Raw genomic sequence first — 9,357 nt, 5'->3', positions numbered from 1 at the left:
AGGAAATCATCGTTCTTTTTTCATGTCTTAGGAATTAGTTTTTTCCCAGACACTTTTGACTAGATTGATTTGTAAAAATTTAAGCTTGTTTCATGAAGTCTTTCAATTCATCAATGGAGAGTTGATCACCGTAATCCTTCTCTAAGCGATTTAAGATTTGTTCATCATTGTCGCCGAAATCTTTTAAAGCAGCGATTAACTTTTTTATGCCGGAAACAGTAGCGCTAGCTATGCCTCTTTGCATACCTTGTTGCATACCTTTTTCTTCTGCTTCTTGCTCTTTTTCAAGCATTCTAGTTTCGTAGTCGATCATTTTATCCCTCCATTCTGGATCTTCGTTCATGTCCTTGATTCGCGTTTGAATTTCATCAAAAATGGCATTCAAGTGGACAGGTCGGTCATTAATCAGGTTAACTAAGCCTACCTGATCTGCACTTTCACCATTAGGAATTCCTTTGCCATTAATTATAATTTTTCTAGTCCGTCCTGCAATTGCTTAGACTTGTTGTGATCTTCATAAGTATGGTAAGTGTATTTGATCCGGCCTTCACCTTCAGGATCGAAGTTGCATAAGAAAATCAAATAGGCCTTTTTTATGTTGCGATAGGTCTTGCCTTTATCGAGAGTATAGCGTTGATCAATTTTAGCAGCATAGTACCGCATTCGCCAGCCAAGGTCTTTCTTATCGGTAGTTTGAGCTTCTACATCGTAAGGGTTGTGCTCGTAATCTTCAACCAGTATGTCGAAGATTACATCTTTACGCTCACGATGTTTAGGATCCTTGACTTCTTTTTGTTTTTCCGGATAGTAGATTTCTTTGATCTTGAAAGACAAGATGGTTTCAAAAATATACTTGCAAATTTTCTTGTCTGATATGATTTCACCGAAGACCTGATCTTCCAAGAAGCCATACCACGGTTTGATTACTTTAGGTGTTTCTTTCGTAGCACACCTGCTTTCTGTAGAGTAGGGCAGAGCCCTCTACTATTTAATACACAAAAAACAGGCAAAATTTTTTTGAAAAGTTAAAATAATAGAAAAACTATTAGATCCGTCTGAGAGTCTAGTAGTTTTTGAGTGATATTAATAATTTTAGGAGTCTTAAAAGCCAAAAATCAATTTGGTGAAACTGCTGATAAAATAAATACACCGAGCAATTCAAGTGCCAAAAATGTAATTCCAATAACTGTAGTCATAATTGCCATCCCCTTAGTTTGGAGATAAATAATTGGATATTTATCTTATTCATACTCTTTATCTTTACAATTTTTACTTTAGCATAGAATTACATAAAAATAAAGCGCTTACATTAGAAAAGGAGAAAAAAGACGAAATCTTTCGGAAATCGTCTTTGTCGCCCCTGCCAAGGAAGTCCATTATAGCATTTTGCATAAGTAAAAGTTATAGCTAGCCAGTAATTATAGATATTTCTCAAGCTTAATTTCTAAGCATACAATGTAATTGAGTTGAGCAAAGGAGAAATAAAAATGGCTAGAAACGAAGAAGAAGTAAAGAATTGTTCATTTGGTTTTGGCGAACCTAACACAGCTTATGCGAAATATTTTACTGGTGAGAGTTATTTGAATCCACTTGCTAATAGGGCTAACTGTAGTATTTCAAATGTTTCATTTGAACCGGGATGCATCAATCATTGGCATATGCACACTGTTGCTCAAACTTTGGTTTGCGTTGCAGGTGAGGGCTGGGTTCAAGAAGAAGGTAAGCCAGCTCATAAGATGACACCTGGTGATGTTTATGTTGTTGCCCCTAACACTAAGCATTGGCATGGTGCAACGAAGGATTCATGGTTTGCGCACCTTTCAATCATGACTGATACTGACAAGGCAAAGTCCACTTGGCTTGAGCCGGTTGATGAAGATTACTATAATAATTTGAAATAATTAAATATGCACGTATATTTAATGATCAAATCGTTTGGATTGGGTCATTTTTTTGTTAGAAAAAGTACGTTAAATAATAGCGATATTTTTAGAAAATAATTTTTGAGCCATTACAAGTAAAGCAGACTATCTTTTTAAAAATGCCTCTAAACCAGCACTAGAACTACAAAGCTAGCGTAATAATCAGTAGCAAAATTAAAGCAATATATTATTAACTGATAATAAAAGTTACGTTTAAATAACTAAAAAACTTTTGCAATTTACATAAATTGTGCTAGTACATGGTTGTTGAATAAAAAGCATACGTTGTTTTTAATGAGAACAAGATGTATAAAGAAAGCGCAATGCGTGTGAAATTTAATTAATAAGGAATATTAGGGGGGTTTTGATATTGTATCTAAGAATAACCGTATTAAGAAAATGGAAAACGCTGCAGATAGACGGCAACACTTCGCAATTAGAAAATTGACTGTAGGTGCTGCTTTCGTTTTGCTTGGAACTAGGTACTAACGCAAGCACTGCACATGCTGATGTGGCTGATGGCAATACTGAACCTGAAGCACATGAAGCAAGCGATACTCAAGCTGATAACGGTACAAGTACAGCTGAAAAAGTTGTAGTTGAACAAACAAAAACAGATGATAATACTGTTGCTGGTGACAACAATACATCATCTGTTTCAGAAAATTCAGCAATCGAACAGAGTAATTTGGATGAGAGCAATGATAAAGCTGCTTCAAATGATAAAACGAATAATGAGACAGCTGAGATTAAGAATAATACAAATAAGATTGCTGCAACAGTAGATACTTAAAAATTAGAACAAAATAAAGTTGACGCCTCTACTGTTAAAGCTAATAATAACACCAAGGTGCAAAATGGTGTTAAAGATACGCTTAAGGAAAATTCTGTTGCTAAGAATACTCAAGCAGATAAGGTTGAACAAACTGTTAAAGATGCCCAAAAAGCTGCTGATTCTGCAGTTGTGTCAGAAGCAGCTGGTATAAATAAGATTAATAACAGCGACTTGAATAAAGATGCTGTTGTTTCTGATGCCGGGAAATTGGGTAAGGCTGCAGATGAAAAGCAAGCTGAAACTGTAAACTTCAATTTGGATGATGCTGCATTACAAGGCCTCTCAAAGGAAGGCTCAGCTAACTTAGCTAAGTTGTTCAATACTAGTTTGGCAGTAGCTAATGAGGGTACTGAAAACCAGAATATTAACACTAATCCTAAGAATGAGAGCAAGCCTGTAACTACTTGGGATGCTGTTAGACAAGCAGCCGGTGCAGGTGATAAGAGCGTTAAAATAAAGGGTAATATTACCGCTTCAGATAATTTGAATGTTATCGGTAATTTAACTATTGAAGGTGTTGATGGCGCGACTTTAAACTTGGGTCAAAATAGTATTGTTAACAATGGTAATTTGACTCCTGATATTACTAAAGATAAGTTAGACGACATTAAGAACTATGCTCTTTCACATACGTCTGATCAAACTTTGGAATACATTAAACACAGCCAAGCAGTAAGTCAGGATTCTGGTTGGAAGATGACAGACGCAGCTGGTAATCCAGTGACAGATCCATATGCTGCAGTAGAATCTCCTAAACTTGATGGTTACACTGCAACTATTAAGTCAACTAATGCTCCTGGCGTAACTCAAGGCGCCGATGGTTCTGAAGTTCAAGCTAAATTAAAGATTAATCCAGATGCTGTTGTAAAAGACGGTAATTTAACTGATGCTTACAAGAATAATGGCGTAATTGGTATTCCTGAAAATTATGAAACAGTTGTAGTTTATAAGAAGGAAGCAGAAAAAGGTTCAGTAACAGTTAAGTACATCGATGATACTGCTGATAAAACTCTTGAAACCAAGGATCTTTCAGGTGAAGTTGGTGAAAAGAGTGATTACTCAACAGCTCCTACAATTGAGGATTATACAGATAAGGGTTATAAGCTGGTTAGCGATGATTATCCTAAATCTGGTGTAACTTTCACTAAAGAGCCACAAAAGTATGAAGTACACCTTAAACACACTTACAGCCCAGTAACGCCTGATGATCATCACGATGTAGATCCTAATGAAGTTACTAAGAATGTTAAGGAAACTGTTCATTATACTGGTGCAGGTGACAAGACTCCAAATGATAATGTTCAAAACGCAACTTGGACTCGTCATTTAACTAAGGACAATGTAACTGGCAAACTTGTTCCAAATGGTAAATATGATACTCCTTGGACTCCAAGTGAAACCGATTATAAGGCAGTTCCATCTCCAAAAGTTGATGGCTACACTCCAGATAAGGAAACCGTACCTTCAACTCCAGTAACTATGGACGACATTAATGTTACTGTAACTTACACTAAGAATGAAACTCCAGTAGTTCCACCGGATAGTCCAAACCCAATTCCAGCACCAACACCAACTCCACAGCCTGAACCTAAGAAGCCTGAAACTCCAAAGACTCCTGAAAAGGATAAGACTCCAGAGCCTGATGTTCCTGAACCAGATGAGCCAGAGCCTGATGAACCAGACGAACCTGATGTACCAACACCACGTCGTCACCACAAGAATAAGAAGCATACGCCAGCTCCAAAGCCAGCAAATAACTGGTCGAACAACTATGCTCCTCATGGTCAAAATGGTTACTACAACAATTTCGGCTCTCATGGTCAAGGCACTCCAGGACCAAATGGCGAAACTATTATGCCAAACGGTGAAGTACTTGACCGCAACGGCAATGTAGTTGGTTACATTGATGCAAACGGTAAAATTCACTACACTTTGCCACAAACTGGTGAAAATCAGAGTGAAGGTGTAGCTGCAGCTGCCTTAGGTGGCGCTGTTGTAGCCATCGGCCTTGTTAGTTTGGTCGGTGTGAAGAAACGTCACACGAATTAAATCAACATCTTAGATACCTTTTCCCTATATGAAGGGCGATGCATGTGCATCGCTCTTTTTTTGTGTGAAAATATTGACTTATAAAAAGTAAGTGATATGATAACTATAGAATTAAACGAAAACGTAGAATACTTAAGGAGAAAATAAAATGACTGAAAAGAAACAAGATAAGGAAAAATTACAATCAGCATTTGCAGCACTTAATGATAATGATAATTTAAGTGCGGGCGTTTGTGGTCCAGATGGCTGTGAAATTGACTGGAGCAAGGCAAAGAAAAATACCAAAGATGATCAAAAATAGTCTGAATACTATCCCAGATAATGCTGTTTTATATTTTGACAATGATTGGTGTGCTCAATGTTACGGTGAAACAAATGTTGTAAAAGATTTCACTCAAATAGTTGGCGATGTGGTTCCTTTCTATGAAATAAATGTCAATGAAAAACCAGAATTAGCCCAAAAATTTGAGGTATGGTCAGCTCCCAGCATTGTTTTGATCAAAAATGGAAAAAAGGTTGATCAGTTTAGTAAGTTTTTAGATTTTAACCAGTTTAAGACGTTATTTAATTACTATTTTAGTTCGTTAAAATCGAAAGAGGTGAAGGAGCATGCAAGATAAACTAGCAATTGCCTATCAAGATAGGGCTTTTGATCAAGTGTTGCGCATTGGGAAAGCCGTCAGCAATCTGACACGTTTAAAGATTATTTTTATTTTAGATCAAGGCCCTAAGTCCGTAGAGAAAATTTCAAAGGCAATCAATATTAGCGTGGGCACAACCTCTAAGAATTTACAAATATTAAAGCAAGTAAATTTAGTTAAGGAAGAAAAAAGCAAGAACTTTGTCTTTTATGCGTTGGCAAATGAGCAAGTAAGTCAACTGTTAATGCTTTTGACGACTTTAGCAGAAAAAACATTGCCAGAAATGAGATGCCTTGAAAAAACATATGATACTTTGCCGCAAACTGAAATAGCGGATCTATCAAATCAGGATAGCGCTACAACTTACGTTTTAGATTTACGTCCGACCGATGAATTCAATAATGTACATTTATCGGGAGCTCATAATATTCCATTTAATGAAATTGATTTTACTAATCTACCCTTTAGTCCTAATCAAGAAGTAATGGTTTATTGTCGTGGTCGACTTTGCGGTTATGCAAATCTGGTTGGCAATGAATTAAAAGCTAGAGGCTATACGCATGTTAGTGTTTTTAACCATAGTGTGACAGAATGGCAAAAGGGAAAAGCCAAAAATTAGATACAAGCTTTTGAATTAAATAGTTGACTTACAAAAAGTTAGTGATACTATATAATTATAGTTCAACGAATTTATAGAATATTAAAACTTAGCGAGGTAATAACGATGAAAGAATACGATTTAGCTGTAATTGGTGCAGGTCCTGGTGGTATGACAGCCGCTCTTTATGGAGCTAGAGCTAACTTGAAGGTTGCAATGATTGATCGTGGTGTTTATGGTGGTCAAATGAACAACACTGCTGAGGTTGAAAATTACCCAGGTTTTCCATCAATTATGGGACCAGAATTGGGTGAAAAGATGTATAAGAGTGCAACGGATCAAGGCGTTGAATTCGTCTACGGCGATGTGCAAAAAATTGAATTAGATGGTCAAAAGCGCATTGTTAGAATGGATCCAGAAGACATTACAGCCAAGGCAGTAATTATTGCAACTGGTTCAACCAATCGTAAGCTTGGCATTCCTGGCGAAGAAGAATATAGCGGTAAAGGTGTTTCCTACTGTGCTGTCTGCGACGGTGCATTTTTCAAAGATGAAAATGTGGCTGTAGTTGGTGGTGGTGATTCCGCTATTTCTGAAGGTCTTTACCTAGCAAACTTAGCCAAGGATGTTGATGTAATTCACCGTCGTGATCAACTTCGTGCTGAAAAGGTTTTACAAACACGTGCTTTTAAGAATCCTAAGATGGAATTTACTTGGGATAGTGTTCCAGTTGAAATTGTTGGTGATGAAAATAAAGTTACTGGCATCAAGGTTCACAATAAGAAGACTGATGAAGATAAGGTAATTGATGCTTCAGGTATCTTCATCTACATTGGTAATGTGCCAAATAGTGAACCATTCAAAGATTTAGAGATCACTGATGATCAAGGCTGGATTATTACTAATGATGAAATGGAAACTACTGTGCCTGGCGTTTATGCAATTGGTGACGTTCGTCAAAAGAAGTTACGTCAGATTGTTACAGCAGTTGGTGAAGGTGGTATTGCCGGTCAAAACGCCTTTGAATACATTAGTGAATTATCAGATTAATGAGGAAAAAGATGAAAATCAAATACTGGTCAGATATTGCATGCCCATTTTGCTATATTGGTTCTACTAGAATGAAAAAGGCAATGAAGGAAGTTGGCATTTATGATGATACTAAGTTGGAGCTTAAGTCATTTCAATTAAATCCAATGGAAGCTGAGACTGCTAAGAGTGGAGATTATATCAATCACTTTACTGGTGGTAAAAAAGAACTCGAAGCAGATGCTAAACAAAAGATGGCTTACATTACCCAAATGGCTGCTGGTGAGGGCTTAGAATTTCATTTGGATAAAGTTGTACCTACTAATACAATGGATGCTCATCGTTTGATCAAGTTAGCTGAGAGTAAAAATGATCGTGACTTGGTAGAAAGAGTAATCAGTCGTTTTTACAAAGTATACTTCACTGATGGTAAGTCAATTGCGGATAAAGACGTGTTGACAGCAGCTGCAGTTGAAGCAGGTCTTGATAAGGATGAAGTAGAAAAAATTCTTGCTTCTGATCAATATGAACGCCAAGTTGTAGGGGATGAAGTTGAAGCACAACAATTAGGTATCAAAGGTGCACCATTCTTTGTAATCAACAATAAATATGCAATCAGCGGTGCACAACCATATGAAGTATTTGTGCAAGCATTAGAAAAAGTTAAAGCAGAAGAAAAGTAAGCTAATAATAAAAGTCGTTGCTCTGTAGTGAGTAACGACTTTTTGTTTGGCAAATTTTTTTCAATGATTGAAAAAATATAAATGATAGAATTAAAGTTAGATTTATGATCGATGAATTGAAAATTAATAGAAATATACACGAGGAAAATATGAAGGATATTAAATTAATTGCAATTGACATAGATGGGACATTATTAAATAGTGAACGCAAATTGACACCAGGTGTAATTTCTACCATTAAACAAGCAAGTGCTGTAGGAAAAAAGGTGGTTATTTGCACCGGCCGGCCACTTGCTGGGGCACGTGAATATCTTGAACCGTTAGGTCTTGATGAGCAAGATGATCAATACATCATCAGCTTTGGGGGTGCTTTGGTTGAAACTACAACTGGCCACGGTTTAATTGAAGAAACTTTATCATATGATGACTATATTAGAATTGAAGCATTAGCAAGAAAAACTAATTTACATTTTCATGCTAGCAGTGATGATTGCGTTTATACTGCTAATCGTAATATTGGTAAATATACTGTACATGAATCTGTATTGTGTAGTATTGGTATTAAATATCGTACCCAGGAAGAAATGGCTGATAAAAAGATTTATAAATGCATGTATGTCGATGATCCTGATGTTTTGAGCGCAGCAATGGCCAAGTATCAAGCTGATTTTGACCAATTAGCTAAGGAATATATGGTAGTTAAAAGTACGCCATTTTATCTTGAAGTTAATCGTAAAGGTGTCAATAAGGGAACAGCTTTAAAGGCATTGACAGAAAAATTAGGATTGACTCAAGATAACGTAATGGCAATTGGGGATGAAGCTAATGATCTAAGCATGATTGAGTACGCTGAAACTGGTGTTGCAATGGGGAATGGTACTGATTTAGTTAAAAAAACTGCGGATGTGGTAACTGCTGATAATGATCATGATGGAGTTGCTCAAGCAATTAAAAATATTTTATAGTGTAAGCGGATACGGATAGCTCTATAATAGAGTTAGAAAGAAGGTCTCGCTTATGGCTCAAGATGAAGAAAGAATTATTAGAGATAAAATTGAATATATTGTTAATCATGATGAGGAAGTAAAGAAAAATCCCGAATTGATGGAAATTGTGCGGACAGCTTATGGCAGAAGGGCTGCTGGTAAGCCGATGCAAGAAGTAGCTTTAGCACTTGATAAGGCTTTAGCAGGATATATTATTAGCCACGGTGATGATACACCTGACAGTATTTTAGATTTGCATGAAGAAATGCAAAAATTATCTGGAATTTAAAAAATACCCCATAGTGCAGTAGCTTTGCATTAATGGGGTATTTTTGGTTTTAGAGTCATTTGAATGTAAGCGAATACAAAAAGGCTATACTAAAAGTAACAGAGTATTATTTTAGTAGAAATAGAGCCCTATTATGACAAGACATAAATTTAACGTTGGAAAATGGCTTCCCAGCGATCAAGAATTTGAAAATAAATGGGTAAAAAAGGTTTATGAAGAAGCAAAGAGCGAAGAAAATAATAAGTTGCTTCCACCGGTTCAAGCTTTAAAGAAACTGTCAAATCTTTTGTGTAAATAGATCTTTCTCGTAAATTGATTTTTTAAT

13 protein-coding genes and 1 pseudogene are annotated in these 9,357 nt (G+C 36.3%); 12 read left to right on the top strand and 2 right to left on the bottom strand.

The genetic code is table 11. The annotated features are described in order from the left end of the window. Positions 1-79: 79 nt before the first annotated feature. Together CP368_RS10825 and CP368_RS10820 are read right to left on the bottom strand one after the other, a co-directional pair. A complete protein-coding gene (locus tag CP368_RS10825) occupies positions 80-385 on the bottom strand; it encodes a hypothetical protein (RefSeq protein ID WP_233185841.1) in 306 nt (101 codons plus the stop codon). A gap of 80 nt (positions 386-465) precedes the next feature. Then, positions 466-903, bottom strand: a complete 438-nt coding sequence (locus CP368_RS10820; RefSeq protein WP_233185840.1) for an Rpn family recombination-promoting nuclease/putative transposase — start codon at positions 901-903, stop codon at positions 466-468. Between the two features lie 584 nt (positions 904-1,487). Between CP368_RS10820 and CP368_RS08260 the strand changes: the two genes are divergently transcribed. From CP368_RS08260 to CP368_RS08205, 12 genes and pseudogenes are all read left to right on the top strand, one after another. Beyond that, the gene (locus CP368_RS08260) at positions 1,488-1,901 is read left to right on the top strand and encodes a cupin domain-containing protein (protein WP_098036957.1); all 414 of its coding nucleotides are present in this window, start codon (positions 1,488-1,490) and stop codon (positions 1,899-1,901) included. A gap of 420 nt (positions 1,902-2,321) precedes the next feature. Further along, a complete protein-coding gene (locus tag CP368_RS11055) occupies positions 2,322-2,411 on the top strand; it encodes a YSIRK-type signal peptide-containing protein (protein ID WP_098044345.1) in 90 nt (29 codons plus the stop codon). Beyond that, a complete protein-coding gene (locus tag CP368_RS08250; protein WP_098044346.1) occupies positions 2,395-2,715 on the top strand; it encodes a hypothetical protein in 321 nt (106 codons plus the stop codon). The genes CP368_RS11055 and CP368_RS08250 overlap by 17 nt, the downstream gene beginning before the upstream one ends. Positions 2,716-2,772: 57 nt before the next feature. Continuing rightward, the gene (locus tag CP368_RS10510) at positions 2,773-4,806 is read left to right on the top strand and encodes an LPXTG cell wall anchor domain-containing protein (RefSeq protein ID WP_158227431.1); all 2,034 of its coding nucleotides are present in this window, start codon (positions 2,773-2,775) and stop codon (positions 4,804-4,806) included. Positions 4,807-4,954: 148 nt separating this feature from the next. Beyond that, complete coding sequence (locus tag CP368_RS10600) at positions 4,955-5,107, top strand: hypothetical protein (protein WP_098044347.1); 153 nt, start codon at positions 4,955-4,957, stop codon at positions 5,105-5,107. Next, positions 5,094-5,426 (top strand): co-chaperone YbbN, encoded by a 333-nt coding sequence (locus CP368_RS08235; protein ID WP_087176717.1) that lies wholly within the window; start codon positions 5,094-5,096, stop codon positions 5,424-5,426. Before CP368_RS10600 ends, CP368_RS08235 begins: the two co-directional genes overlap by 14 nt. Next, positions 5,416-6,066, top strand: coding sequence for a metalloregulator ArsR/SmtB family transcription factor (locus CP368_RS08230; protein ID WP_098044348.1), 651 nt, complete (start codon positions 5,416-5,418; stop codon positions 6,064-6,066). The genes CP368_RS08235 and CP368_RS08230 overlap by 11 nt, the downstream gene beginning before the upstream one ends. Before the next feature lie 105 nt (positions 6,067-6,171). Further along, complete coding sequence (gene trxB / locus CP368_RS08225) at positions 6,172-7,095, top strand: thioredoxin-disulfide reductase (RefSeq protein ID WP_087176715.1); 924 nt, start codon at positions 6,172-6,174, stop codon at positions 7,093-7,095. 11 nt (positions 7,096-7,106) lie between these two features. Continuing rightward, complete coding sequence (locus CP368_RS08220) at positions 7,107-7,757, top strand: DsbA family oxidoreductase (RefSeq protein WP_098044349.1); 651 nt, start codon at positions 7,107-7,109, stop codon at positions 7,755-7,757. Positions 7,758-7,906: 149 nt separating this feature from the next. Then, on the top strand, positions 7,907-8,722 hold the full coding sequence (gene yidA / locus CP368_RS08215) for a sugar-phosphatase (protein ID WP_087363449.1): 816 nt from the start codon (positions 7,907-7,909) through the stop codon (positions 8,720-8,722). Positions 8,723-8,774: 52 nt separating this feature from the next. Continuing rightward, positions 8,775-9,032: a bacteriocin immunity protein gene (locus CP368_RS08210; protein ID WP_025005511.1), complete on the top strand. Its 258-nt coding sequence runs from the start codon at positions 8,775-8,777 to the stop codon at positions 9,030-9,032. Positions 9,033-9,165: 133 nt separating this feature from the next. Further along, positions 9,166-9,309: pseudogene (locus CP368_RS08205) on the top strand (phosphatidylserine decarboxylase); the annotation flags it as partial. Between the last annotated feature and the right edge of the window lie 48 nt (positions 9,310-9,357).

This window comes from Lactobacillus sp. UMNPBX17 (assembly GCF_002553735.1).
Lineage (GTDB): Bacteria > Bacillota > Bacilli > Lactobacillales > Lactobacillaceae > Lactobacillus > Lactobacillus gallinarum.
Note: the sequence above shows the minus strand (reverse complement) of the source record. Positions and strands in the feature narration are given on the sequence as shown.

Excerpts from the sequence above, each read along its gene's own strand:
- CP368_RS10600 (WP_098044347.1), top strand. The coding sequence starts at position 4,955 with ATGACTGAAAAGAAACAAGATAAGGAAAAATTACAATCAGCATTTGCA.
- CP368_RS08260 (WP_098036957.1), top strand. The coding sequence starts at position 1,488 with ATGGCTAGAAACGAAGAAGAAGTAAAGAATTGTTCATTTGGTTTTGGC.
- CP368_RS08210 (WP_025005511.1), top strand. The coding sequence starts at position 8,775 with ATGGCTCAAGATGAAGAAAGAATTATTAGAGATAAAATTGAATATATT.
- CP368_RS08230 (WP_098044348.1), top strand. The coding sequence starts at position 5,416 with ATGCAAGATAAACTAGCAATTGCCTATCAAGATAGGGCTTTTGATCAA.
- CP368_RS08220 (WP_098044349.1), top strand. The coding sequence starts at position 7,107 with ATGAAAATCAAATACTGGTCAGATATTGCATGCCCATTTTGCTATATT.
- CP368_RS11055 (WP_098044345.1), top strand. The coding sequence starts at position 2,322 with ATGGAAAACGCTGCAGATAGACGGCAACACTTCGCAATTAGAAAATTG.
- CP368_RS08235 (WP_087176717.1), top strand. The coding sequence starts at position 5,094 with ATGATCAAAAATAGTCTGAATACTATCCCAGATAATGCTGTTTTATAT.
- yidA (WP_087363449.1), top strand. The coding sequence starts at position 7,907 with ATGAAGGATATTAAATTAATTGCAATTGACATAGATGGGACATTATTA.
- trxB (WP_087176715.1), top strand. The coding sequence starts at position 6,172 with ATGAAAGAATACGATTTAGCTGTAATTGGTGCAGGTCCTGGTGGTATG.